The organism is Pseudomonas rhizozeae (genome assembly GCF_031583775.1).
GTDB lineage: Bacteria > Pseudomonadota > Gammaproteobacteria > Pseudomonadales > Pseudomonadaceae > Aquipseudomonas.
Window position 1 is genome coordinate 213,420 of sequence record NZ_JAVLSB010000059.1, and the last position, 24,159, is coordinate 237,578.

Genomic DNA, 24,159 nt, shown 5'->3' on the forward strand with positions numbered 1-24,159 from the left:
ATAAAGAGAGGAGACAGTCGATGCCTGCGGTAACGGTTGACGGACAATCACTTCATTACCTTGATCAAGGCACGGGCCCGGCGGTGTTGCTGGCGGGCAGCTACTTGTGGGACCAGACCATGTGGGCGCCGCAGATTGCAGCGTTGTCGCAACAGTACCGGGTGATCGCCCTGGACCTGTGGGGCCATGGCCAATCCGGACCGTTGCCCGCCGGCACCACGTCGCTGGACGACATCGCCCGCCAGGCCTTGGCTTTGCTCGATCATTTGGGGATAGCTCAAGTGACGTTGGTGGGGCTGTCGGTGGGCGGCATGTGGGGCGCGCGCCTTGCGCTGTCGGCGCCCGAGCGCATCAATGGCCTGGTGCTGATGGATACTTACGTCGGTGTCGAGCCCGAGCAGACTCGCAACTACTATTTCTCGTTGTTCAAGATGATCGAAGAGACCGGGGTCATCGCGCCGCAACTGCTGGACATCGTGGTGCCGATCTTCTTCCGTCCGGGCATCGATCCGCAGTCGGCGCTGTATCAGGACTTCCGCGCCACACTCGCGGCGCTCCCCGCAGAGCGACTGCGCGAAAGCGTGGTGCCAATGGGCCGCATCACCTTCGGTCGCGACGATCTGCTGCCGCGCCTGAAAGAGCTGAACGCGGACAGCACGCTGGTGATGTGCGGCGACCAGGACAAGCCCCGTCCACCGTCGGAAGCCATCGAAATGGCTGAACTGATCGGCTGCCCGTACGTGCTGGTGCCTGAGGCTGGGCATATTTCCAACCTGGAGAATCCAGGGTTCGTGACTGAGCAGTTGCTGAAGTTTTTGGCTGATCGGGCGTAAAGCTTCGCGAGCAGGCTCGCTCCCACAAGGGGTGGAATCTTTGTGGGAGCGAGCCTGCTCGCGAAGGCGTCAGGACAGACACACCAGAGATTATTTAGGCCCGAGTATCTTCACCAATTTGTCCGGTGACGGCGCGCCTTGCTGTTGCTGCAGCTCACCTTTGTCGTCCAGATAGAAAATCGCCGGGGTGGCGGACAACTCCAGCTCGTCCATCAACTGCATGTTGGCATCCAGCTTGGCCTGGACCGCTGCGGGGATTTCTTTCAGCGCTTTGAGCGTGCTGGCCTTGCCAGCCTTCTCGTGGTCGTTGAGGGTCTTGCTCGGGTCCTTGGCCGCCAGCAGCGCGGCGGATTTGCCCGGGCTGTCTTCGCGGATGATGCCAACCATGATGTGCCGGAGTTGCACTTTGCCGGCGTCGACCCACGGCCGCGCCTGTTCCCAGAACATGTTGCAGTACGGGCAGTTGGGGTCGCTGAACAGGTACACGACGCGCGGCGCATCCTTGTTGCCATCGGCGATCCAGCTGCTCTTTTCGAATTTGGCCCAGACTTCCTTGGCCATCGGCGCATACACCAGTTTTTGCAACGGCGCGCTGCTCAAGTCATTGCCTTCGGCGTCATACAGGTTGCCCAGGATTACATGCTGACCGTCCGGCGTCAGGTACAGCGCCATGCCCCGGTTCTGGTACTGCGCGGCGTACCCGCGCAAGCCATCCGGTGCATCGAACTGGCCGACGATTTTCGCGCCCTTGGCTTCGATTTTCTTGATCGCGGCAGGCAGTTCTTCAGCCTGGACCGTGGGCAGGTGCAGCAGGGCAGCGCCCAGGGTCAGCGTCAGCAAGTGGCGGAAGCGGGGCATGGCAGGTTCCTTGAAAGCGTGGCCGGGTTAGCGGTTGAGGGTGTGTCGAAATTTTCCAGGGCGCGGGCCAGGCTGGCTTCGGATAACTCACCGAGGTGGCTGCCGAGCAATCGCCCGTCGGCGCTATAGAACAGTGTCGTCGGCAACGCCATGGAGCCGACGGCCTGGCCCAGGCGACCGCTGCCATCGAATAGCACGTTGTCGAGGTTCAGCCCCTGAGTCGCCAGGAAGGTGCTGACGCTTTGCATGCTCTCGGCCTGGTTGACGAACAGGAAGGTCAGGTCCGGGCGTTGTTGCTGCGCGTTTTCCAGCACCGGCATCTCGCGCCGGCAGGGTGGGCACCAGGTGGCCCACAGATTGATCACCAACGGGCCGCCCTGATAGTCGCCGAGGTTGACGGTTTGCCCGGCGGCATCCCGTAACGCAATGTCCGGCAGGCGCGTGCCTTGTTCGTAGATCGTCAGGGAGAAAGACGCCAGCAACCAGAACAGCACGCCACTGACCACGCCATAGCCCAGCGGTTTGCGCAGCCCCGGTCGTTTCCAGCCGCGGTACAGCGCGATCAGCAGCACGCCGACGACACCGGGCCAGGCGAGGAAACCGCCGTCGCGCAGGTCGATGGTTTTCCACAGGTCATTGCGGTAGTGCGGCCAGTAGGCGATCACAAATCCGATACGGGCCGTGAGCAACCCCAGCAAAAACAGGCTGAACAACACCGACTCGGGATTTTCACCACCACGCTTGGCCACCCGCCAGCCGACGAAGGTCGCGAGCGCCAGGGCGCTGATCAGCAATAGGTGGTTGAGCGCGATGGCAAAGGTGCCGAGGGTGAACGTCAGCATTAACGGGCTTCTCGGGTGGTGTTCCAGCGTTGCAAGAACGTGGCGGCATCGACTTCGCCAGTGATGCGCTGGCTGCGCCGCTCGTTACCGTCGGCGCCGATCCACAGCAGGCTCGGCGGGCCGGGCACCTGGTAGCGCTCCAGCAGTTCGCGGCTGGCGGCATTGTCGGCAGTGACATCGAGCCGTAGCAAGCGCACGCCTTGCAGGGCAGCCAGCACTTCGGCCTTGGCGAACACGTTTTTTTCCATGTCCTTGCACGCCACGCACCAGTCGGCGTAGTAATCCAGCAACACCCATTGGCCCTGGGAGCGGGCGGCGTCCAGTTCCCGCTGCAAACCGGCCGGGTCGTTGACCGTGGTGAACGCATCGTGGGTGGAGGGCGCGCCGGCCTGGGTCGAGCGCGAGCCGCTGTACACTTGCAGCGGCTGGTACAGGTCGTCGCTGCCGCCGGCCGCGCCGATCACCAGCAAGCTGCCCCATAACCCCATCAGCAGTGAACTGATGCCGAACAATTGCGCCACCCGGCCAAACCCCTGGGCCTGGCGCCAGGCGCTGTACGCGGCGATCAACAACAAGGCGCCGCACAAGCCCAGCCACAGCGAGGCATCCAGCACCGGGCGCAGCAGCAACAGCGCGGTGCCGAGGAACAGGAAGCCGAATACGCCTTTGAGCAGGTTCATCCAGGCGCCGGGCTTGGGCAGGAATCGATTACCGACCGTCACCAGCAATAACAGCGGCACGCCGATGCCGATGCCCAGCGCAAACAGGATCAGCCCGCCGAACAGCGCATTGCCGGTCTGTGCGATATAGAGCAAGGCGCCGGCGAGCGGTGCGGTCATGCACGGTCCGACCAGCAAACCGGACAGGGCGCCGAGCACGCCAGCGCCGATCAGGCTGCCACCGCGCTGATTGCGCCCGAGGTGTTCCAGGCGATCGCGCAGGGCCACCGGCAGTTGCAGTTCGAAGAAACCGAACATCGGCAACGCCAGCACCACGAACACCGCTGCGAAACTGCCCAGCAGCCACGGATTCTGCAACATCGCTTGCAGGTTAGCGCCAAGCAATGCTGCCAGCACTCCCATGGCGGCGTAGACCAGGGCCATGCTCACCACATAAGCGCCGGCCAACAACAACCCCCGGCGCGGCGAGGCTCCGCTGCCCACCACCAGCCCGGCGAGGATGGGCAGCATCGGCAACGAACAGGGGGTAAAGGCCAGCAACAGGCCCAGGCCGAAGAACACCAGCAAGCTCCAACCCAATGCATGCTGTTGCAAGCCGCTGGCCAGCGCCTGGTCCGGTGCTTGGGCCGTCGGCGTGACGGCAGCAGCGGTGCCGCCGAGTTCGACCACTGCGGTTTGCGGCGGATAACACAGGCCGGCGTCGGCGCAGCCCTGGTAGCTGACTTTGATCTGTCCGCTGGCGCCCGCCGGGATTTTCAGCTCAAGGCCCTGCCGATAGACCTGCTGTTCGCCGAAAAACTCGTCGCTATGGGCTTCGCCTGTAGGCAAGGGCGGTTTCTGCGCGTCGGTCAACCCGACGAACTTCAGGCGCTGCTGATACAAGTAATAACCGTCGGCGATCTGCCAATACAGCTGGGTTTCACCGCTGTCCAGGCGTTCGGAGGTAAAGACGAACGCTTTGCCGACGGGAAGGAAATCAGGTTTTGTGTCGAATGGATTGCTGCTGGCCTGGGCCAGGCCCGCCAACAGCGTCAAGAAGAGCATAAAAAGGTAACGCATCAACGACGCCTTGAGATTCTCAGATGCCGGCCACAATGCTGGCCAGCGATTAACCGGGTGTTAACAGCACCTTAGCCCGGCTTGCGCAGAAAAACGACGGTCCATGGTCAACACCATGAACCGTCAAAATCTTAATTGATGTCGTTATAGCTCAAGCGGTACTGCGACATGGGCACATGAGCCTGAGTCCATTGTTGCGCAAAGTCTTTCGCGGCGCTGATTTGAGTTTCGGTCATCTCCGTGGCCAGTTCACTGAGAAAGGCACGCGCCGTAGCGTGACGGGACAGTTCCCGGGTCGACTCGACCACCAGCCAGACCAAGCCATAGCCTTTGACCACGTCCCTTTCGAAACCATATTCCTCATCGACCCCTTCGTCGTTTTCGTACATGCCGCTGAGGATAAAGCCATAGTCCAGCACGCCGTTGACGTCATTGAGGTGCGCGCGTTTTTCCACCCATTGGCGACGGACTGGCAGATCCCGGCTGATGGGCTGGCGGTTGGCGTACCAAAACATGGCTTTGGACAGTCCGCCTTCGGCGGCCTTTTTCAGCAGCCCGTCGATGGCGATGCGGCGTTCGTTGTCATCGGGCAGCAAGGTCCGGTCGCGGTCGTACTTGTCGGCCAGGATATATTGGCCTTCGAGGGAGCCTGCGTCGGCGGCCTTCTTCAGCCAGGCGAGGTCGAGCGTCAGCTCATACATCAGCAGCATGCCCGAGGCTTCTTTTCGATCAACGCTGGCCTGGGCGACGGCCGTGGCTGTCTTGATGGAAGCGGCGTCGCCCAGGCGCATCAGTGCGTACACATGGCCCTGCGCGGCCGCCAGGGCATACCAGTCCTTGGCGTCCTCGTGGAGCGGCGTGTGTTTGCCGCGGATCACTTCGGCCAGCGCGTATTGCGCGTCAGCGTTGCCGGCGCAGGCACCGATCGTCAGATAGTTTTTCGCCTGGGCAAACTCACCAAGGTTGTAGAGCTGCTGGCCTTTGAGCGTGCTTTGTCGTTGCTGGTCCTCACTCTGGTTAATCAGAGCCTTGAGGTTGTCGCACAGATTGAACAGCGTTTTTAGTGCACTTGCGTGGGAATACATGGGAATACCTGTGTTGAAGGGTTAAGTGAGGTGCTACCAGACACAGGCTAGGGAAATGAGTAGGTTGAAGTGCGGTACATAGTTATTGCACTGAAGATTGCTTTTTCGTTGATTATGGTCAGCGGCCATCGATCGCTTCAGCACTGTCGAGTCGCGAGGGGCACGGGCATAATCCGCGGTTAATCGGCGGGCTTCTTAATCGCCACTTTTCATGAAGGTCTCACCATGCACGTACTGGTTTGCGAAGACGATGAGTTGATCGCCAGCGGCATCGTCGCCGGGCTCACCGCCCAGGGCCTGACGGTGGAGCACGTGGCCACGGCCTCGGCGGCGCGGGCGATGCTCAAGGTCGCCGAGTTCGACGTGATGGTGCTCGACCTGGGATTGCCCGACGAAGATGGCCTCAAGCTGCTCCAACAACTGCGGCATCAGGGGCTGGAGCTGCCGGTGCTGATCCTGACGGCGCGGGATTCGGTCACCGATCGGGTCGATGGCCTGCAAGCGGGCGCCGACGATTACCTGCTTAAACCCTTCGACCTGCGCGAACTGGCGGCGCGCCTGCACACGTTGTTGCGGCGAGTGGCCGGGCGCAGCGTCAACCTGATTGAGCACGGTCCATTGACGTACGACCCGAGCAGCCGCGAAACCACCCTCGGCGGCCAGCCGGTCGACCTGTCGCGGCGCGAACAGGCACTGCTGCAAGCCTTGCTGCACAACCGCGGCCGGGTGTTGTCCACCGAGCAACTGAAGGACAGCGTTTACGGTTTCAACGACGAACTGGAAAGCAACGCCCTCAACGTGCACATCCATCACCTGCGCAGCAAACTGGGCAAAGGCATTGTTGAAACCGTGCGTGGCCTGGGCTATCGCCTCGGCCCGGCGGACGGTGGAGAACCCGGCAAGTGATGAGTCTGCGATTGCGCCTGAGCCTGACCCTCGGCGCCGCGTTTGCGCTGATCTGGGCGCTGGCGGCGGCGTGGATGCTCAGCGACCTGCGCAATCAAATGATGTTTTCCCTCGATCAGCGTCTGGTAGCGTCCGCGCGTATGGTCGCCGGGCTGCTGGAGCAACTGCCGGCGTTGCCGAGCAAGGGCGATGGCACCCATTTCAGCGCCGAGCAGTTGAATATCCCCGGCGGCATGGCGTGTCAGGTCAGTTCGTTGCGCGGGGAAATCCTCGCCCGCAGCCACACCGAGCCGGGACAGGCCTTGGAAGCGCAGACCATGGGCTTTCACGATCAGATGATCGACGGCGCGCCGTGGCGTACCTTCACCCTGACCCGCGGCGATGTGCGCATCACCACCGCCGACCGGGCAATTGAACGGGAAGCCCTGAACCTCTCGGTGTTGCTGGCCGCGTCAGTGCCGGTGGGCGTGGCGCTGCTGGGCTGTTTGTGCCTGCTGTGGCTGGGGATTGGTCAGGGCCTGGCGCCGCTCAACCGCATGCGCGATGCCTTGATGCGGCGCAGCGCCGATTCCCTTGAGCCGTTGCAAATCCAGCCCTTACCCAGCGAACTGCAACCCTTGCTCGACACCCAGAATCAATTATTCCAGCGCATTGGCAAGACCATCGAGCGCGAGCGCCGCCTGACCGGCGACGCCGCCCATGAACTGCGTAGCCCGTTGACCGCGATCAAGACCCACCTGCAAGTGGCGCGCATGACCGATGGCGCGGCGCGGGATCAATCCCTGGCCCGGGCCGAGGAGGGCGCCGACCGTCTGCACCGGACCCTTGAGCAGTTGCTGCTGCTGGCGCGAGTCGAGGGCAGCCTGTCGTTTGACGATGGCAAACAGTGCAATGCCGAGCAGGTGGCGCGCCTGGCGATTCAGGATGCGGCGACCGGTGACCGGCGGCGGATCAAGTTGCAGTTGCCGGCTACCCTGTCTCAGGCCCCGGTGCAGATGCCGGCCGTGTTGTCGATCGCGGCGCTGCGCAACTTGCTCGACAATGCCTTGCGCCACACACCCGCCGATGCGGACGTGGAGCTGAGCCTGGAAACCACCGGCAAACGCGTGCGCTTCGTGGTTCGCGATCATGGCCCAGGCATCGCTGAAGACGATCTGCAACACCTGACCCAACGTTTCTGGCGCAACGGCCAGAGCACCGGCTGCGGCTTGGGCTTGGCGATCGTGCAGGCGATCGTCCAGCGCTGTGGCTGCAACCTGCATTTCGATAGCCGAGCAGATGGGTTGCGGGTTGAATTGACCATGCCATTGCAGGCCGCGTGAACGCAGGCTGCGCACATCAAATGTAACGTCTGCAGATTCGCGACCTCGCCTCCCCACAGCTATGGTTCAGACGGCAAGACTCAATGGATTGAGGAGACACCGCGCCATGGAAGCATCGCTTCAGGTCAGCAACGCTTGCGCTGCCGACGCCGGGATTATCAGCCGCATCATCGAGCAGTCGATTCGCCTCGGCTGCGCCATCGACCACCGCAATGACCCACGGATCGTAGATACCTGGACCCGCACTAAAACCCTGGAACACATCGAGCACTGGTTCTGCGACTCACGGTTGTACGTGAACCTGGCCCGGCTGCAGGACAAACCGGTGGGCGTCGCCATGGCGGCCAGCAACGGTCGCCTGGCGTTCTGCTACGTGCAGCCGCAATGGTTTCGCCGGGGCGTGGGCCGGGCGCTGGTCCGTGACCTGGAAACCTGGCTCGGCGCTCGGGGGTTAGCCCAAGTGCACCTCAACAGCACCCGCACCAGTGAGGCCTTCTACCAGCGCCTGGGCTATTGCCACGCTGCGCCTTCATTCAATGTGGCCGGGTTGCAAGCGATCCCGATGTATCGCGAGCTCGATGGTGACGCGGGCAAAGCCGACCGGGGGCCTAAATCCTGAGTGCGCTGGTGCGTTTCCAGAACAGGAAAATCATCAGCGTATTGAGGGGTCGAGATGTCAGTCGCTACCAGCCTTATTCAAGAGCAGCCTGCCCGCAGTGTCGCGACGGCCGCCGAGACGCTTTACCAGTTCAATGAATCGCCGTTGCTCGCCCGTCAAAACCGCCAGGAGTCCAATGCCCGCAGCTACCCGCGACGCATTCCCCTGGCCCTGAAGCGCGCCAAGGGCTTGTATGTGGAAGACGTCGAGGGCCGGCGTTTTATCGATTGCCTGGCGGGGGCGGGCACGCTGGCGCTGGGGCATAACCACGCGGTGGTGATCGAGGCGATCCAGCAAGTGCTGGCCGATGAACTGCCGCTGCACACTCTCGATCTGACCACGCCGGTCAAGGATCAGTTTGTCCAGGACCTGTTCGCACTGTTGCCGGCTGACCTGGCGCGGGAAGCGAAGATCCAGTTCTGCGGGCCGACCGGAACCGACGCGGTTGAAGCCGCGCTGAAACTGGTGCGCACCGCCACCGGACGCAGCACTGTGCTGTCGTTTCAGGGCGGCTACCACGGCATGAGCCAGGGCGCGCTGAGCCTGATGGGCAGCCTCGGGCCGAAGGAACCGCTGGGTGCCTTGCTCAGCAATGGCGTGCAGTTCATGCCATATCCCTATGATTACCGTTGCCCGTTCGGTGTCGGCGGCGAGCTGGGCGTGCAGATCAACCTCAACTACCTGGACAACCTGCTCAACGACCCCGAGGGCGGCGTGCAATTGCCGGCGGCGGTCATCGTTGAGGTGGTGCAGGGCGAGGGCGGGGTGATTCCGGCCGATCTCGACTGGCTGCGCGGCCTGCGGCGGATTACCGAAAAGGCCGGGGTGGCACTGATCGTTGATGAAATCCAGAGTGGCTTCGCCCGCACTGGCAAGATGTTCGCGTTCGAACACGCCGGGATCATCCCGGATGTGGTGGTGATGTCCAAAGCCATTGGCGGCAGCCTGCCGCTGGCGGTGGTGGTCTATCGCGACTGGCTCGATACCTGGCTGCCGGGCGCCCATGCCGGTACCTTCCGTGGCAATCAAATGGCCATGGCCGCCGGTTCGGCAGTGATGCGTTATCTGGTCGAGCACAACATGTGCGAGCACGCCGCAGCCATGGGTGAACGCCTCAGCGAACACCTGCGCCTCCTGCAACGTGACTTCCCGCAGCTGGGCGACATTCGCGGACGAGGGTTGATGCTCGGCGTCGAGTTGGTGGACCCTGACGGCTTGCCCGACCGCCAGGGCCATCCGCCGGCCTTCGCGCGCCTGGCGCCGTTGGTACAACGGGAATGCCTCAAGCGCGGGCTGATTCTCGAATTGGGTGGGCGCAATGGCGCGGTGGTGCGCTTTCTGCCGCCATTGGTGATTACCGCCGCCGAGATCGACACCGTGGCGGAGATTTTCGGCCGGGCCCTGAGCGCGGCGCTGAAGGCCCTGTAAATTTTCCCGGGGCCGATACGTTCCTTCTACATCACCGCCGCGTCCCTCGCGCGGCCGACTCATTTAGCGACGGAGACCTACCATGACTTCAGTTTTTGACCGCGAGGACATCCTCTTCCAAGTGGTGGTCAACCATGAAGAGCAATACTCAATCTGGCCCGACTACAAAGCCGTGCCGCAAGGCTGGCGCACCGTGGGCAAAAGCGGCTTCAAAAAAGAATGCCTGGCCTACATCGAAGAAGTCTGGACCGACATGCGCCCGCTGAGCTTGCGGCAAAAAATGGAAGAGCAGGCCGCCGTGGCTCATTGAGCTACCGGCCTATAAAAAACCCGCTGAACCGGTGACGGTCAGCGGGTTTTTCAGTTCTGGGGGGTATTGTCAGTTGTGACGCTTTCGCGAGCAGGCTCGCTCCCATACAGGGGCGCCAGGCTGCCAGTGCGAGGAGGGGTCAGGCGCCGTTCAGGCCCTTGATCACCGCATCCACATTCCCTTCCAGTTCCGCCACCGGGTCTTCGCCGTCGGTGCTCAGCACCAGCAATCGGCTGCCACTCTCGGCAATCGCGGCTTTGACGGGGTCGGACGGTTGGCGATGGTGCAACACCAACGCTACGTCGTTGGCCTTCAAGTCTGCGCTCAACTGCTTCAGCGCTTCAGGTGTCCATTCGGCATCGGCGCGGGCGTCGACGCCGCTCAGTTCCAGATTGAGACCGCTGACCAGGTAGGCGAAGTGATCGCTGAGGCTCATCACGCTGAGGTTGTCGGCGCTGGCCAGGCGCGCTTCGCTGTCGGCGCTGAGTTTGAGCAAGCGCTGCTTGAGGGTCGCCAGGTTACTGTCGATCTGCCCTTTGGCGCTCGGTGCCAGGCGTACCAGGTCGGCTGCCATTACGTCGGCCATCCGTCCCATGTTGTTACTGGCCTGCCAAGGCTGGCTGTTCAAGCCGTCGACCTTGAGCCCCGGTTGCACGGCGATGCCGGGCAGGGCGCCATCCACCGGGCGGGCGGCGTCGACTTCGACGATGCGGATGTTGCTGCGCCGGGCGAATGGATACAGCGGGTCATCGGCCCACAACGAGCGCACGCCGATCACTGCGTCCGCGCCGTTGGCCAGTTCGGCCAGGGCCGGGCCGCCACGGGTGGAGAAGTAGGCGGTTTGCCGTGAGCCCGGCAGGTTGGCCGGTGCCGCGCGTTCGAGTTTGACCGGGGTGCCTTTGAGCAAGGCTTCGCCCAGGCCGAACGTGATGGGCAACGAGGCCAGGACCTTTACCGGTTTGGCCGCGTCGGCGGCATACAGCGAAGGCACCACGGCGCTGCACAGCACCATGGCCAGGGTCAGTTGACGCAACGAAAAAGTCATTTATCCGAGGTTCCCTTTCAAGCTTGGGACGACACCGCGCGCGATGGCGGACAGGGCGAAGGCGAGACCGGCAACCAGAATGATCGCGGCGCCGGACGGGATCGGCAGGTCGAAGACGATCGGCGCGAGAATCCCGCATAACGTGCTGACTGTGGCGATCACCACCGAACACCAGAAAAAGCCTTTGAGCGACTGGCTGAGCAAACGCGCGGCCGCCGCCGGGATCACCAGCAGGGCACCGACCAGAATCGCGCCGATGACTTTCACCGCCGCCACTGTGATCAGAGTCACCAGAATCACGAACAGGTAGTCCAGAGTCTTCACCGCCACCCCGCGCACCGCCGCCAATTGCGGGTTGAAACTGGCGAGCATGATGCGGTTATACAGCGGCAGGGCCAGGGCCATGACCAGCGAGCCGACCACCGCGAGCACCGCCAGGTCATTGCCGTTGACCGTCAGCACTGAGCCGAACAACACGTTTTCCAGAATGTGTACGTTGATCTTGCCGGCCAGAATCAGCAGCAGGCTCGCGCCCAAGGCCAGCGATACCGAAAGGAACACGCCGATCAAGGTATCCGGTGCCAGGCCAGTGCGGTTGCGCAGGTAATTGAGCAGAATGCCGAACAACAGGCAGTAGCCGAACAGCGCGCCGTAAGGCCCGGTGTAGGGTTCGCCGAGCAGAATGCCGATGGCGACGCCGGTCAGCGCAGCGTGGCCCACCGCTTCAGAAAAAAACGCGAAGCGCTTGACCACCACCAGGGTGCCAAGGCCGCCAAGCACTGGGCCGATCAGCAATCCGGCGAGCAAAGCGTTGACCACGAACCCATAGGCCAGGGCTTCCGGCAGGTAGCCGGACGAGGCCCAGCCCTGGACCATCAAACGGAAGGCTTCGTAACTCATCAGGCAGCGCTCCCGCGTGGATGGGTGGAAAACAGCGTCAGCAGACGCTCCGGGGTCAGCGCTTGTTGTGGCGTGGCGTCGAACAGCACCCGGCGGTTGAGCCCGGTGACGCGGTCGGCCAGGCGCCCGACGGCTTCCAGATCGTGTTCGATCCACAGCACGGTGATGCCGCTCTGGCGCCAGTCACCGAGCAGACGCTCGAACACCTGAATCCCTGCTTCATCGAGTGCTGACATCGGTTCGTCCAGCACCAGCAATTGCGGCGCCGGGATCAGCCCTTGCGCCAGCAACACCCGTTGGCGTTCGCCACCGGACAATGCGCCCATGCGCCGCTTGCGTTTGTCCTGCATGCCGACTCGCTCCAGCGCCTCGCCGATGGCGGCGGCGTAGTGCTTGCTCAGGCCGAGAAAGGCCGGACGGCGCTGGACCATCGCCGCCATGAAGTCGTCGACGGTCATTGGCAAGCCACGGTCAAACTCCAGCGCCTGGGGCACGTAGCCGATGGTGCCGGGCTCGCCGGGCCATTGCAGGCTCAGGGTGCCCTGGTGCGGCATCTGCCCGAGCAGGGTCTTGATCAACGAACTCTTGCCACCACCGTTGGGGCCGACCAACGCATGCACGCTGCCGGGCTGCACCTGGAAGGTCACGTTGTCGAGGATTGCAGTGCGGCCGAGGGTCAGGCCGATCTGGGCGAAATCCAGTGTCGGTCCCGAAACCCGTGGGAGCGAGCCTGCTCGCGAAGCCGCTGTGTCGTTCACAGCCGATGTCGACGGATCCGCAGTATTCGCGAGCAGGCTCGCTCCCACCGTGGATTCATTGTCGATCAGGGGTTCTTTCGCCGTCATGCGCCCGACTCCTGAATCGCCCGGACCACGGTGTTGAGGTTGCCGGTCATTTCCTTTTCGTACTTGTCGGCGGTGTACTCGCCGTAAGAAATGTGCGACAGCGGGTACAGCTTGACCCCGGACTCGCGCTGGATGGTGTCGACATAGGAAGAGGGGAAATCCATCTCCGAGAAGATCACCTTGACGTCCAGTTCACGCAACTGGTCGATGGTCTTCTTCAACTGGCTCGGGCTCGGCTCGATGCCGTGGGCCGGCTCGACCACCGCCGTGACTTCCAGGCCGAACTCGCGCAGCAGGTAGTCGTACGCCGCGTGCACGGTGGCGACGCGCAACTCGGCGTTCGGCGCCTGGGTCAGTTTCGCCAGGGCGTCGGCGCGCATCTGCCGCAGGCGCTTGCCGTAGGCGCGGGCGTTCTGGGTGTAGGCCTTGGCGTTGTCCGGGTCGAGCTTGCCCAGTTCCCGGGCGATGTTGTTGACCTGGGCAATCGAGGCGCTGATCGACAGGAAGGTGTGCGGGTTAACCACTTTGCCGGCGCCGCGGGCAGCGACCCCGGTGGCGGCCAGCAGGGGCACGTTTTCGTTGGCTTCGATCACCGCGACGTTGGGGGTTTCACTGGCGGCGATCATGCGGTCGGCGAAGTCATCGTGACCGACGCCGTTGAGCACCACCACGTCCAGCCCGCTGATGCGCTTGATGTCCTCGGCGCGGGGCTCGTAGGCGTGCGGGTTGAAGCCAGCGGGGATCAGCGGCACCACCTCGGCCTTGTCGCCGACGATGTTGGCCACGTAGCTGTAATAAGGATGCAGGGTGATGCCGATGCGCAAGCGCTTGGCCTGGTCGGCACTGGCGAGCGGCGTCAGCAGGCAGGCGATCAGGCCGAGCAGCAGGCCGCGCAGTACAGGTGAACGGTGCAATGAACTGGACATGAGTAAGCGGTCTTCTCTCGCGGAAGGGGATCAGTGCTTGTGCTGGCGGGTTACGCCGGCATCGAATTGCGCGACGATCTGCTGCCAGCCGGCGCTTTCGAGGGCGGCATCGCTGAGGTCGTTGGGCGTCTGCAGATCGGGGCGGCGATTGAGCCAGATGTCGGGGCGGTCCTGCTGCTCGGTGATGCGCATCAGGAACGAACCGGCCACCTTAGGCGCCTGGCTATGGCCAACATAACCACTGCCTGCCGTCAGTTGCCAGGCATGGCCGCCACGGCTGACCGAACTGGCGTCCTGGGCGAACGGCGCGAAGCCTTCTTCGGCGAGTTCCGCAGGGCTGGGCAGGGTTTGTTGCTCCTGGCGCAGTAAATGAATCTCGTCGAGGGTCACCCGCAAGTCGGCATAGATGCCTTGTTCGGAAGCGCTGAGGTCGCGGCGGGCGTCGAGTTGATGCTCGTTGACCGCGACGACTTCGGTGGATTCACCGTGCCAGGCCACCACCGACCCGGCGAGGGTCAGGATGACCAGGCACAGCAGCAACACGTAGAGGGTTTCATGGCCGGCGCCGGCCGGACGGACGATTTGCGTGGTCGCCGTGGTGTGTTCAAGACTCATGGTGCCTGGATATCCGCTTGGTCGATCTCGACGACGTGGCCGGGGCCGGCGTCGAACAGGACGTAGAATTCCGCCGCAGGTTTCTTGAAGGTCAGGGTCGAATCGGCGCCGAGCTTGCCGGGCACCAGAATGGTCTCGTCGTAGCCGATCACGTCGAGGGTCACCCCCGGCGCGCCGCTGCCGTCGGAGAAACCGCCGGTGCACTGAATCTGTTCGGCGTCGACCGCCTTGCACTCGCACATCGGGTTGTGCGCCAGGGACTGGGTGGTGAAACCGGCACCGAGCACCAGCAGCGCGGCGCTCAGGGAATTACGGCGGATCATGGTCGGCCTCCTTGTTTGTTCAGCCAATCGAGGGTGGCGGGGGACGCCTGGCTCAGCGGGATCGACGCTTGGTGCATGCTGCCGTCCCAGCCTTCCATGGTCACCCACAGTTCAGCGTCGGCCTTGGTTTTTTCCGGGATCGGCAGCATGGCGCCCATACGGTACGGCGTGCCGAAGAAAATCACCCCGGCGGCGCGCAGGCTGCGGGGTTTGCCGATGCGCAGGTAAGTTGCCTTGACCTGATCGCGGCAGGCCGAACACAGCGCCGCGTTGAAGTTCTTCATGTAGCCGGCCGGGCCGTCGAGCCGTGGCGCTTCATTGCGGAGTTCCGCCAGGCGCACGCTCCACGGGCCGACTTGCAGTTCGCCGATTTCCCGCTCGCCGAGCCCGGTATCGCCACGGAACAGCGCGGCGTCGGCGAAGTACTTGGGCATGAAACCCAGCGGCACCAGCAACAACAGAATGTTGATGTGAAACCGCCATTTGTGCCAGAAACGACTCAGGGCCGAGCCGGGTTTTTCAGCGATAAACAGGCTCATGGGCTGACCTCGGTGGCAGTGGCGGTTTGCACGCGTTTGTTATTGCGCTTGAAGGCGTTGGCGGTGGCCAAGGCGGTGCGTTTGGTCCAAATCAGCAATCCGCTGAGGACCATCATGCTCAGCAGCAGGCCGAAGAAAAACCAGATCAATTTGATCCACAAGCCACCAAAGTCACCGGTGTGCAGCGGGCGCATGGACTCGGTCACCAGCTCCAGGCCGGAGCGGTCGGACAACAAACGCGTGGAGCCGATTTCGCCGGTGTAGGGGTTGATGTCGGCGGTCTGGTACATCAAGGGGTACCAACTGCGGCCACCCACCGACATAAAGCTGTAGGCGTTGAGCGGCAGGCTGACGTAGCTGTCGTCCAGGCCCGGAATGCGTTCCTTGGCCACGCGAATCGCTTCGTCGAGGCTGATCATCGGTGCTGGCGCGCCATCGGTGGTCTGCGGCACGCTTTCGCGGGGCACCACCAGCGCGACCGGCGCGGTGGAGATGGTGACCTGGTTATCGAACATGAACGCCTGGATCAGGAACCAGGTGCTAGTGATGGAAATCACCGCGATAAACCAAATCGACCAGATACCGCTGAGGCGGTGGAAGTCGCCCCAGAAAATCCGCGCGCCGTGGCGAATGCGCAACGTCGGGCGCAGAAAGCCTTTCCAGAACCGCTTGTACACCACCAGCCCGGTCACCAGCGAGGCCAGCAACGGCAGGCTGAGAAACGACACCAGGTACCAGCCCCAACTGTAGCCATTGGTGAACGGCACCAGCCACCAACCGTGCAAGGCGCGGGTGAACGCCTTGAAGTTGAAAGTCGGCGCGGGCCCTTGTATGGCCCCGGTGTAGGGGTTGACGTAAACCGTGACTGAGCGACCGTCGGGGTAGGTGACGTCGACATCCAGGGCGAAGTGCGATTCGTCCGGGCGGTTGATTTCCTTGACCAGCAGGTTCGGCTCGGCCTTCTTGATCTCGGCGATGATCTGGTCGTAGCCGAGCAACGGTGCATCGTCCGAGGGTTGGCTGGCACGCATCTGCGGGTTGGCCAGCCAGACGATTTCCTGACTGACGACGGCCAGGGTGCCGGTGACGCACACGATCAGGACGAAAAACCAGATCGGCAATGCCAGCCAGCTGTGCACGAGAAACCAGAGTTTGGAGCGGGATTTCTTCGACATGATTGGGGGTCTTGGTTCAATGAGTGGACTGCCGCTACGGGCTTCGCAGCGTTAAGTCCGGGAAAATCCAGCCGTGGCGGATGCCTACGCTAGCCGAATACATCTGGATAAGACGAACGGGAACCGCTAATTCGGAAGCTTAAGTTGAAAGCAAATGTTTCGTATTCACAAATTGTGCAACAAAGTGTACTTCACTTGGCTTCGCTCGGGTTATCGGCGTTCGAACAACACGATCCATGATTCACGGGATCACTGTCCGTCCATTGATGCCCGGGCCTCGCTGCCTATGATGGAACGCAGACGCCGCAGCCCCACGCCGGCGTACTTTCCTCCGAGCGAGTGCCGTGATGACGCCTGCAAGAACCCTCTACGACAAACACATCGATTCACACACCGTGTGCCGCCTCGATGACCAGGGCCATGTGCTGTTGTACATCGACCGCCAGGTGATCAACGAATACACCAGCCCCCAGGCATTCAGCGGTTTGCGCGAGGCGCGGCGCACGGTCTGGCGGCCTGAAACGGCGCTGGCGGTGGTCGATCACGTCAACCCCACCGCGCCCGTGCGGGTCGCCGCCATGCCGGATGCCGGCGGCGCGCGGCAGGTGTCGTACCTGGCGCAGAACTGCCGGGATTTCGGCATCGAGTTGCTCGACATCCTCGACCCGCGCCAGGGCATCGAGCATGTGATCGCCCCGGAGCAGGGTTTCATCCTGCCGGGCATGGTGATCGCCGCCGGCGACAGCCACACCACCACTTATGGCGCCCTGGGTGCCTTCGGCTTCGGCATCGGCACTTCGGAAATCGAACATTTATTGGCCTCGCAGACCCTGGTCTACAAACGCCTGAAAACCTTGCGAGTGACGGTGGACGGTGAGCTGGGCGTCGGCCTGACGTCCAAGGACGTGATCATGGCGCTGATCGGCCAGATCGGCGCGTCGGGGGCCACCGGGTATGCCATCGAATTCTGCGGCTCGACCATCGATGCGTTGAGCGTTGAAGCGCGCATGACCATCTGCAACATGGCGGTAGAGGCGGGTGCGCGGGGTGCATTCATGGCGCCGGACGAGAAAGTCTTCGCCTATCTCAAGGACAAGCCTCGCGCGCCGAAGGGTGTGTTGTGGGATCAGGCCGTGGCCCAGTGGCGTGCCCTGCGCAGCGACCCCGATGCGCGCTTCGACCGTGAAGTGCATCTCGACGCACGTGCGCTGGAACCCATGGTCACTTGGGGCACCAGCCCCGACCAGGCCGCGCCGATCGGCGCTCGCGTGCCCGATCCGCAAGCCATCAGCGACCTGATCCTGCGCCAGGATATGCGCCGCGCCCTCAACTATATGGGGCTGGAGGCGGGCATGCCGCTCAGTGACATCGTCATCAGCCATGCCTTTATCGGTTCCTGCACCAACGCGCGGATCGAAGATTTGCGCGATGCCGCCAGCGTGGTGCGCGGCAAGCATGTGGCGGAGCACGTGCGGGCAATGATCGTTCCCGGTTCTACCGAGGTTCGCTACCAGGCCGAAGCCGAAGGCCTGGCGGCAATCTTTATCGACGCCGGTTTCGAATGGCGGCAGTCCGGTTGCTCGATGTGCCTGGCAATGAACGACGACGTGCTGGCGCCCGGTGACCGCTGCGCCTCCAGCACCAACCGTAACTTTGAAGGCCGCCAGGGCGCCGGCGCCCGAACGCATTTAATGAGCCCGGCAATGGTCGCCGCAGCCGCCATCACCGGTCGCCTGACCGACATCCGCCACTTTGGAGCCCGCCCATGAGCCTGCAACCCTTCACCCAGGTCAGCGGCCAGGCCGCGCCGATGCTCGCTGCGAACATCGACACCGACGTGATCATGCCCAAGCAATTCCTCAAGGGCATCGACCGCGCCGGGCTGGATCGCGGGTTGTTCTTCGACCTGCGCTTTTTGCCAGACCGCCAGCCCAACCCCGACTTCGTGCTCAATCAACCGGCCTGGCAGGGCGCGAGTTTTATGGTGGTGGGGCCGAACTTCGGCTGCGGTTCCAGCCGTGAACACGCGGTGTGGGGCTTGCAGCAAATGGGCATCCGCGCGCTGATCGGCAGCAGCTTCGCCGGGATCTTCTACGACAACTGCCAGCGCAACGGGGTATTGCTGATCACCCTGGACGAGCCGGTGGCGCAACGCTTGGGGCAAGTGGTCAGCCGGGCGGAGGGCGCGCGGATCAGCGTCGACCTGGAGGCACAGCAGATCGTGTTGAACGACGGCGAAGTCATCCCGTTTGAGATCGACACCCTGCGCAAGACCGCGCTGTTGCTCGGCCTCGATGCCATCGGCAGCACCTTGCAGCGCCGTGAGCAGATCAAAGCCTTCGAGCGCGAGCATCTGGCGGCGAGTCCATGGTTGTGCTGATTCCAATCCACTAAAAAAACAGGTGGGAGCGAGCCTGCTCGCGAAAGCAGTGGATCAGTCGCCGACGCTTTTGACTGATGCACCCGATTCGCGAGCAGGCTCGCTCCCACATTTGTTTCGTGGTGAATAAGCTAGAGCGACAACCCCTTGAAATGCGCCTGCAAAAACTCCACGCAGGCCCGCAGTTTACCCGAGTACGCCAGTCGCGTCGGATACACCGCCCAGACGTTGGCGCTTTGCGTGTAGTCGGGCAGCAGTTGCACCAGTCGGCCCTGCTCCAGCAGCGGTTTTACGTCCCACAGTGAACGCAGCAACACTCCGCGTCCGTCGAGGGCCCATTGCAGCACGATCTCGCCGTTGTTCGAGGACAACGGCCCGCTGACCCGCACGTTCTCTGGCTCACCGTCGCGCTCCAGGTTCCAGATGCCGAAGGCGTTGTCCCGTTCCTTGATCACCAGGCAGTGATGCTGTTCCAGATCGGCCAGGGTGTGCGGCGTGCCGTGCCGTTGCAGGTAACCGGGCGCGGCGCACAGCACTCGGCGGTTACTCACCAGCCGGCGGCCGATGTGCTGGCCGGGGATGTCGTCACCGACGCGGATTTCCAGGTCGAAGCCTTCATTGACGATATCCACCACGCGGTCGAACAGGTCGAGGCGAATCTGCAGGTCCGGATAGCGCTCGGCCAGTAATGAAACCGCCGGCGCTACATGGTTGCGGCCGAAACCAAAACTGCTGCACAGGTGCAGACGCCCACGGGGGCTGTCGTGGGCGTCGCTGAGTTCATCGTGCAGTTGCTGGAAATCCTCGAGAATGCGCAACGCCCAGCGCTGCACGCGCTCGCCGTCCTCAGTCATGGCAATGCGCCGACTGGTGCGGTGCAGCAGGCGGGTACCGAGGGTGGTTTCGAGGATCTGAATGCGTTTGCTGACGTAGGCCGGTGACAGCCCCAGTTCATCGGCGGCGGCGGCAAAACCGGCCTTGCGAATCACGGTGAGGAAGACGCGCAGGTCTTCTGGCAGGGGCACGGTGTCTTTCTTTTGGGTCATGGCAGAGCGCGGACTGGTGACAGGTGCCGCCAGCATAGCATCGCCCGCAACCAAGCTTCAGCGCAGGAACTCCAGCGCTTGGGCCAGCAGCAATTGCGGCGCTTCTTCGGCGATGTAATGCCCGGCCGGCAAGGCGTTGCCGCGCACGTTGGTGGCGACTTGCTGCCATTCTTTAAGCGGATCGAAGCAGCGCCCGACCGTGCCGTCCGCGCCCCACAGCACCAGCAGCGGCAAGGTTAAATGACGGCCGGCGGCCAGGTCGGCGCGATCGTGTGCCAGGTCGATGTTGGCGCTGGCCCGGTAGTCCTCGCAAATGCCCCGGGCGCTACCGGGAATCTGTAGGCAACGCATGTACTCGCTGAAGGCTTCGTCGGTAAACGGCTTGAGCCCGGCGCTGCGGCTGCCCATCACGCTGCGCAGGTAACCTTCGGGGTTGGCTTCAATCAGGGTTTCCGGCAGCGGTGCGGGGCGGATCAGGAAGAACCAGTGCCAGTAGGCGCGGGCGAAGGCTTCGTTGGTCTGGGCGTACATCGCCAGGGTCGGGGCGATGTCCAGTAGCACCATGCGTTGCACCGCGTGCGGATGGTCCAGCGCCAGGCGATGGGCGACCCGGGCGCCACGGTCATGGGCGAGCACCGAGAACTGCTCGAAACCCAAGGATTGCATTAACCCCAGGGCATCGCTGGCCATGGTCCGTTTTGAGTAGTTCACATGGTCAGCGTCCGCGTCCGGTCGCGCGCTATCACCGTAGCCTCGCAGGTCGGCGGCGACCACGGTGAAGTGCTCGGCCAGTTGCTCGGCGACTTTGTGCCAGATCACGTGGGTCTGCGGGTGACCGTGCAACAACAGCAAGCCGGGGCCCGTGCCGCCGAGGCGGTAGGCGATGTCGATACCGTTAACGTGGCGCTGGTCTTTGACGAATCCGGCAAACATGGGCTGAGTCCTGGAAAGAATTGCCGTCATCCTGGAAGCCCGGCGCCGTGAGGGCAAGGGGTAAAGCGTGGTGTGCCTGTTCATGAAGTGTGTTCAAGCACATGTGTAGCGTCTGGTCGGACGCCATCGCTGGCAAGCCAGCTCCCACAGGGGCCAAGGTGTCTGGAGATTTTATGTACAACACATCTCCTTCTCACAGGGGCCGATGTGTCTGGACATTCTAGATACAACGCCAATCACTGTGGGAGCGGGCTTGCCCGCGATGAGGCCAGCCCGGGCTATAAAATGTTCAACCCTGGTTAAACATCTCCTTCGCCCGCTGCTCGATCTGCTCCAGGGTCAGGTCCTCTTTATGTGTGGCCAAAAACCACAGATGCCCATACGGGTCTTTCAAAGTGCCCGAACGGTCGCCGTAAAACTGATCCTTAACCTCATACACTGCCGTGCACCCGGCGCTAATCGCCTGGGCCCAAGCGGCATCGACGTCATGCACATATAAATACAAACCCACCGACGGCGAGCTGTCGGGATTGCTCAGTGGTCCTTCGGAGCACGGTGTGCCGAGCATGATCGGGCTGTTGCCAATGCGCAGTTCGGCGTGACCAATGCCGCCGTCGGGCGTGCTCAGGCGCATGACCTCGATGGCGCCGAACGCCTTCTTATAGAGCTCGATGGCCTCGGCGGCTTTGTGAATGCCGAGGTAGGGCGTGATGCTGCTGTAACCTTCGGGAATCGATTTCACGTTCATGACGGTTCTCCCTGTCTTGATGAGAATGAAGGGGTGTTTCGTCGAATTCCGGTCGATTAACTATAGGTCAGCTCCTGTAGCTCCCCGTCGGTGACCGACGAACGCAGCACCGAATCTGGCGCAACAGAGGGCGCCGCAACTCTGGTTTTGCGCTGGCAGGGCAAGCGGCTTCGCGAACAGGCCGGCTCCCGTTTGCAGCGGGGTGTTGGTAGGCAAACTCGATAGCGACTATCGAGAACGGTGATTTCTGCTCGCCGGGGGCGGCGCGTAGCCTGTGTTCATTGCCCAGACACAACCTTCTCAGGACCACCGCCATGAAAACGTTAGCCGCCCCACTGTTGTTGCTTGCCCTCTCTGTACTTGCCGGATGCGCGAGCCACGTGTCCCCGGAATTGCGTCCTTACTCCGAAGAAGAAAGCCGTCAACTGGCGCTGGAAGACTTGGGGCGTCGTGGTCTGTCCTTTGATGAATACCAATCGAAAAAAGCCCAGGTGCTGGGCCAGCCACAGAAGTCCTACGGTTTCGACAGCCAAGGCGTGATGAGCGCCGAGCGCGCAGTACGGACCTTCGGCCGCCCTATCTGAAACTGTATGGCTGCAAGTTTGGGCAACTGTCCATGGGTTTCCCGCGCCACGTGGGATAGGGTCAGGACCTGACTGACCCCGATGGACTGCCCGCCATGACGCTCTCGCTGGACCTGCTGTTAGGCTTCGCCCTGTTTGCCCTCGTTACCTCGATCACTCCCGGCCCGAACAACACCATGCTGCTGGCCTCGGGGGTCAATTTCGGTTTCCAGCGTACCCTCCCGCATATGCTCGGCATTACCTGCGGCTTCTTCGCCCTGGTGCTGGGTGTCGGCTTCGGCCTGGGCGCGGTATTCCAGACCTATCCCTTGCTGTACACGATCCTGCGCTACGTCGGTGCGGCGTACCTGTTGTATCTGGCGTGGAAAATCGCCCATTCCGGCCCGGTGTCGGAGACGGATCAAGGGCAGGGCAAGCCGATCAGCTTCCTCGGCGCGGCCGCATTTCAGTGGGTCAACCCCAAGGCCTGGATCATGGCCATTGGCGCCATCAGCACTTACACCCCGTTGCAAGGCTACTTCATCAACGTCATCGTGATTGCCGCAGTGTTTGCCCTGATCAACCTGCCGAGTGTCGGGGTGTGGGCCGGTTGCGGCAGCCTGTTACGTAACGTGCTGCGCGATCCTCGCTGGCTGCGGTTGTTCAACTGGGGCATGGCGGCGTTGCTGGTAGCTTCGTTATATCCGCTGCTGCACGAGAGCATCAGCTGACGCGTTGCTTCAACCCGGCGCCCGATGCCTGTTAAGCTCACGAACAGGAGCGTTCCTACGCACTTTTAAATGAGGTCCTGCTTCTTTAACGGTCTGCGATCAGGTATTGATAACGCGCTGAATGATCGGCGCAGCTCACGAGGCTGCGCCTTGACGGTTCAGCGACGTGCTTCCCGATCCCGGAACATGCTCTGTGAGTCTTTTATGAATAAACGTCCGCTGTATTTCGATTACGCCGCCACCACGCCGGTGGATGAGCGGGTCATCAAGGTCATGGTCGAGTGCCTGGGTTTCGACGGCAACTTCGGCAACCCTGCCTCCAGCTCCCATGCGTTCGGCCAGCAGGCCCGGCAATCGGTTGAGCAGGCGCGGCGCCAGGTCGCGGAGCTGGTGGGCGCACAGCCCGAGCAAATCGTCTGGACGTCCGGCGCCACCGAGTCGAACAACCTTGCGCTCAAGGGTGTGGCCCAGGCTCGCGGTGTGCCGGGCGGCCATGTCATCACCAGCCAGATCGAACACAAAGCCATTCTCGACACCGCCCGGCAGTTGCAGGATGCCGGCGTGGCGGTGACGTATCTGGTCCCTAACGCTGACGGTGTGATCACCGCCGAGGCGGTGAGCGAAGCATTGCGCGACGATACCTTTCTGGTGTCGCTGATGCTGGTCAACAACGAACTTGGCACCCTTAATGACATCCGCGCGATTGGCCAAGTGGTGCGTGAGCGCGGCGCGCTATTGCATGTCGACGCGGCGCAAGGGGCGGGCAAGGTGGCAATCGACCTGGCGCAGTGGCCGGTGGACCTGATGTCGTTTTCCGCGCACAAATTGTATGGCCCCAAAGGCATCGGCGCGTTGTACGTCGGGCCGCGCGCCGAGCAACGTTTGCAGGCGCAGATTCACGGCGGCGGGCACGAGGGCGGTTTGCGCTCCGGCACCCTGGCCACCCATCAAATTGTCGCCATGGGTGAAGCCTTCGCGCTGGCGCAATCAGGATTCGCCGAAGAGCACGCAACCATTGTGCGCCTGCGCGAGCGCTTGCTTGAAGGTCTGCTGAGCCTGCCCGGTGTGCGCCTCAATGGCTGCGCCAAGCAACGCATCCCCCACACCTTGAGCCTGACCTTCAATGAGGGCGAGTTCAATTCAGCGGCGCTCAGTACCTCGATCGCGTTTTCCGCGACCTCGGCCTGTAACTCCGCGAGCAACGCACCGTCCCACGTGTTGTTGGCTTTGGGGCATGACGCCCGTTCAGCCAGTCGCACGATTCGCTTGAGCCTGGGTCGGTACAGCACCGAACAGGATATCGACCAGGCCGTGAACCTGATCAAAGCAGCCGTCGCCAGTGCCCCGGCATTCTGGGCGATTGCTCCGTAACGCCGATCGCCATCGGCACTGATAATAATGAGTGGTTA

General features: G+C 62.7%; 26 protein-coding genes. 11 read left to right on the plus strand and 15 right to left on the minus strand.

From position 1 onward, the window contains the following. Positions 1-20 precede the first annotated feature (20 nt). Positions 21-833 (plus strand): alpha/beta fold hydrolase, encoded by an 813-nt coding sequence (locus RG836_RS21305; RefSeq protein ID WP_310849270.1) that lies wholly within the window; start codon positions 21-23, stop codon positions 831-833. A 90-nt stretch (positions 834-923) separates the two neighbouring features. On the opposite strand, the gene dsbG is transcribed toward RG836_RS21305, so the two are convergent. From dsbG to RG836_RS21325, 4 genes are all read right to left on the minus strand, one after another. After that, positions 924-1,691 carry a thiol:disulfide interchange protein DsbG gene (gene dsbG, locus RG836_RS21310; protein ID WP_310849271.1) on the minus strand — a complete coding sequence of 256 codons (768 nt, stop codon included), beginning with the start codon at positions 1,689-1,691 and terminating at the stop codon, positions 924-926. Then, positions 1,667-2,533: a TlpA disulfide reductase family protein gene (locus tag RG836_RS21315; RefSeq protein WP_310849272.1), complete on the minus strand. Its 867-nt coding sequence runs from the start codon at positions 2,531-2,533 to the stop codon at positions 1,667-1,669. The genes dsbG and RG836_RS21315 overlap by 25 nt, the downstream gene beginning before the upstream one ends. Beyond that, on the minus strand, positions 2,533-4,272 hold the full coding sequence (dsbD, locus tag RG836_RS21320; protein WP_310849274.1) for a protein-disulfide reductase DsbD: 1,740 nt from the start codon (positions 4,270-4,272) through the stop codon (positions 2,533-2,535). Before dsbD ends, RG836_RS21315 begins: the two co-directional genes overlap by 1 nt. A gap of 131 nt (positions 4,273-4,403) precedes the next feature. Further along, complete coding sequence (locus RG836_RS21325; RefSeq protein WP_310849276.1) at positions 4,404-5,357, minus strand: tetratricopeptide repeat protein; 954 nt, start codon at positions 5,355-5,357, stop codon at positions 4,404-4,406. A 225-nt stretch (positions 5,358-5,582) separates the two neighbouring features. On the opposite strand from RG836_RS21325, the gene RG836_RS21330 reads away from it, so the two are divergent. The 5 genes from RG836_RS21330 to RG836_RS21350 all read left to right on the plus strand — a co-directional run bounded on the left by RG836_RS21330 (position 5,583) and on the right by RG836_RS21350 (position 9,981). Continuing rightward, positions 5,583-6,263 (plus strand): response regulator, encoded by a 681-nt coding sequence (locus RG836_RS21330; RefSeq protein WP_310849278.1) that lies wholly within the window; start codon positions 5,583-5,585, stop codon positions 6,261-6,263. Next, entirely contained in the window at positions 6,260-7,585 is a 1,326-nt protein-coding gene (locus RG836_RS21335; RefSeq protein ID WP_310849280.1) for an ATP-binding protein, read from the plus strand. The genes RG836_RS21330 and RG836_RS21335 overlap by 4 nt, the downstream gene beginning before the upstream one ends. A 106-nt stretch (positions 7,586-7,691) precedes the next feature. Further along, positions 7,692-8,204: a GNAT family N-acetyltransferase gene (locus RG836_RS21340; protein WP_310849282.1), complete on the plus strand. Its 513-nt coding sequence runs from the start codon at positions 7,692-7,694 to the stop codon at positions 8,202-8,204. A 54-nt stretch (positions 8,205-8,258) separates the two neighbouring features. Continuing rightward, positions 8,259-9,671: an aspartate aminotransferase family protein gene (locus tag RG836_RS21345; protein WP_310849284.1), complete on the plus strand. Its 1,413-nt coding sequence runs from the start codon at positions 8,259-8,261 to the stop codon at positions 9,669-9,671. An 82-nt stretch (positions 9,672-9,753) separates the two neighbouring features. Further along, positions 9,754-9,981: an MbtH family protein gene (locus RG836_RS21350; protein WP_310849286.1), complete on the plus strand. Its 228-nt coding sequence runs from the start codon at positions 9,754-9,756 to the stop codon at positions 9,979-9,981. Positions 9,982-10,120: 139 nt separating this feature from the next. On the opposite strand, the gene RG836_RS21355 is transcribed toward RG836_RS21350, so the two are convergent. From RG836_RS21355 to RG836_RS21390, 8 genes are read right to left on the minus strand one after another with little or no spacing between them, the layout of a single operon-like run. Then, entirely contained in the window at positions 10,121-11,026 is a 906-nt protein-coding gene (locus RG836_RS21355; protein WP_310849288.1) for a metal ABC transporter solute-binding protein, Zn/Mn family, read from the minus strand. Beyond that, a complete protein-coding gene (locus RG836_RS21360; RefSeq protein WP_310849290.1) occupies positions 11,027-11,926 on the minus strand; it encodes a metal ABC transporter permease in 900 nt (299 codons plus the stop codon). After that, entirely contained in the window at positions 11,926-12,771 is an 846-nt protein-coding gene (locus RG836_RS21365; RefSeq protein WP_310849292.1) for a metal ABC transporter ATP-binding protein, read from the minus strand. The genes RG836_RS21360 and RG836_RS21365 overlap by 1 nt, the downstream gene beginning before the upstream one ends. Further along, positions 12,768-13,697 carry a metal ABC transporter substrate-binding protein gene (locus tag RG836_RS21370; RefSeq protein WP_310849293.1) on the minus strand — a complete coding sequence of 310 codons (930 nt, stop codon included), beginning with the start codon at positions 13,695-13,697 and terminating at the stop codon, positions 12,768-12,770. Before RG836_RS21370 ends, RG836_RS21365 begins: the two co-directional genes overlap by 4 nt. Before the next feature lie 30 nt (positions 13,698-13,727). Beyond that, entirely contained in the window at positions 13,728-14,312 is a 585-nt protein-coding gene (locus tag RG836_RS21375; protein ID WP_310849295.1) for a DUF6162 family protein, read from the minus strand. Beyond that, positions 14,309-14,635: a hypothetical protein gene (locus RG836_RS21380; RefSeq protein WP_310849297.1), complete on the minus strand. Its 327-nt coding sequence runs from the start codon at positions 14,633-14,635 to the stop codon at positions 14,309-14,311. The genes RG836_RS21375 and RG836_RS21380 overlap by 4 nt, the downstream gene beginning before the upstream one ends. Further along, entirely contained in the window at positions 14,632-15,174 is a 543-nt protein-coding gene (locus RG836_RS21385) for a thiamine pyrophosphate-binding protein (protein WP_310849299.1), read from the minus strand. The genes RG836_RS21380 and RG836_RS21385 overlap by 4 nt, the downstream gene beginning before the upstream one ends. Beyond that, positions 15,171-16,349, minus strand: coding sequence for a PepSY-associated TM helix domain-containing protein (locus tag RG836_RS21390; protein ID WP_310849301.1), 1,179 nt, complete (start codon positions 16,347-16,349; stop codon positions 15,171-15,173). The genes RG836_RS21385 and RG836_RS21390 overlap by 4 nt, the downstream gene beginning before the upstream one ends. Positions 16,350-16,696: 347 nt before the next feature. Here RG836_RS21390 and leuC point away from each other — a divergent pair, with 347 nt between their 5' ends. Both leuC and leuD read left to right on the plus strand, forming a co-directional pair. After that, positions 16,697-18,118, plus strand: coding sequence for a 3-isopropylmalate dehydratase large subunit (leuC, locus tag RG836_RS21395; protein WP_310849302.1), 1,422 nt, complete (start codon positions 16,697-16,699; stop codon positions 18,116-18,118). Continuing rightward, positions 18,115-18,729 carry a 3-isopropylmalate dehydratase small subunit gene (leuD, locus tag RG836_RS21400; RefSeq protein WP_310849304.1) on the plus strand — a complete coding sequence of 205 codons (615 nt, stop codon included), beginning with the start codon at positions 18,115-18,117 and terminating at the stop codon, positions 18,727-18,729. The genes leuC and leuD overlap by 4 nt, the downstream gene beginning before the upstream one ends. Before the next feature lie 131 nt (positions 18,730-18,860). Here the strand turns inward: leuD and RG836_RS21405 are convergent, their stop codons facing one another. The 3 genes from RG836_RS21405 to RG836_RS21415 all read right to left on the minus strand — a co-directional run bounded on the left by RG836_RS21405 (position 18,861) and on the right by RG836_RS21415 (position 21,456). Then, a complete protein-coding gene (locus RG836_RS21405) occupies positions 18,861-19,811 on the minus strand; it encodes a LysR substrate-binding domain-containing protein (protein ID WP_310849306.1) in 951 nt (316 codons plus the stop codon). Between the two features lie 21 nt (positions 19,812-19,832). Then, on the minus strand, positions 19,833-20,708 hold the full coding sequence (locus RG836_RS21410) for an alpha/beta fold hydrolase (RefSeq protein WP_310849308.1): 876 nt from the start codon (positions 20,706-20,708) through the stop codon (positions 19,833-19,835). A 289-nt stretch (positions 20,709-20,997) separates the two neighbouring features. Further along, positions 20,998-21,456 (minus strand): VOC family protein, encoded by a 459-nt coding sequence (locus RG836_RS21415; protein ID WP_310849310.1) that lies wholly within the window; start codon positions 21,454-21,456, stop codon positions 20,998-21,000. Positions 21,457-21,770: 314 nt separating this feature from the next. Between RG836_RS21415 and RG836_RS21420 the strand changes: the two genes are divergently transcribed. From RG836_RS21420 to RG836_RS21430, 3 genes are all read left to right on the plus strand, one after another. Then, positions 21,771-22,040 carry a hypothetical protein gene (locus tag RG836_RS21420; RefSeq protein WP_310849312.1) on the plus strand — a complete coding sequence of 90 codons (270 nt, stop codon included), beginning with the start codon at positions 21,771-21,773 and terminating at the stop codon, positions 22,038-22,040. Positions 22,041-22,135: 95 nt separating this feature from the next. Further along, on the plus strand, positions 22,136-22,750 hold the full coding sequence (locus tag RG836_RS21425; protein WP_310849314.1) for a LysE family translocator: 615 nt from the start codon (positions 22,136-22,138) through the stop codon (positions 22,748-22,750). A 204-nt stretch (positions 22,751-22,954) separates the two neighbouring features. After that, positions 22,955-24,121: an aminotransferase class V-fold PLP-dependent enzyme gene (locus RG836_RS21430; RefSeq protein WP_310849316.1), complete on the plus strand. Its 1,167-nt coding sequence runs from the start codon at positions 22,955-22,957 to the stop codon at positions 24,119-24,121. The last annotated feature ends 38 nt before the right edge of the window (positions 24,122-24,159 follow it).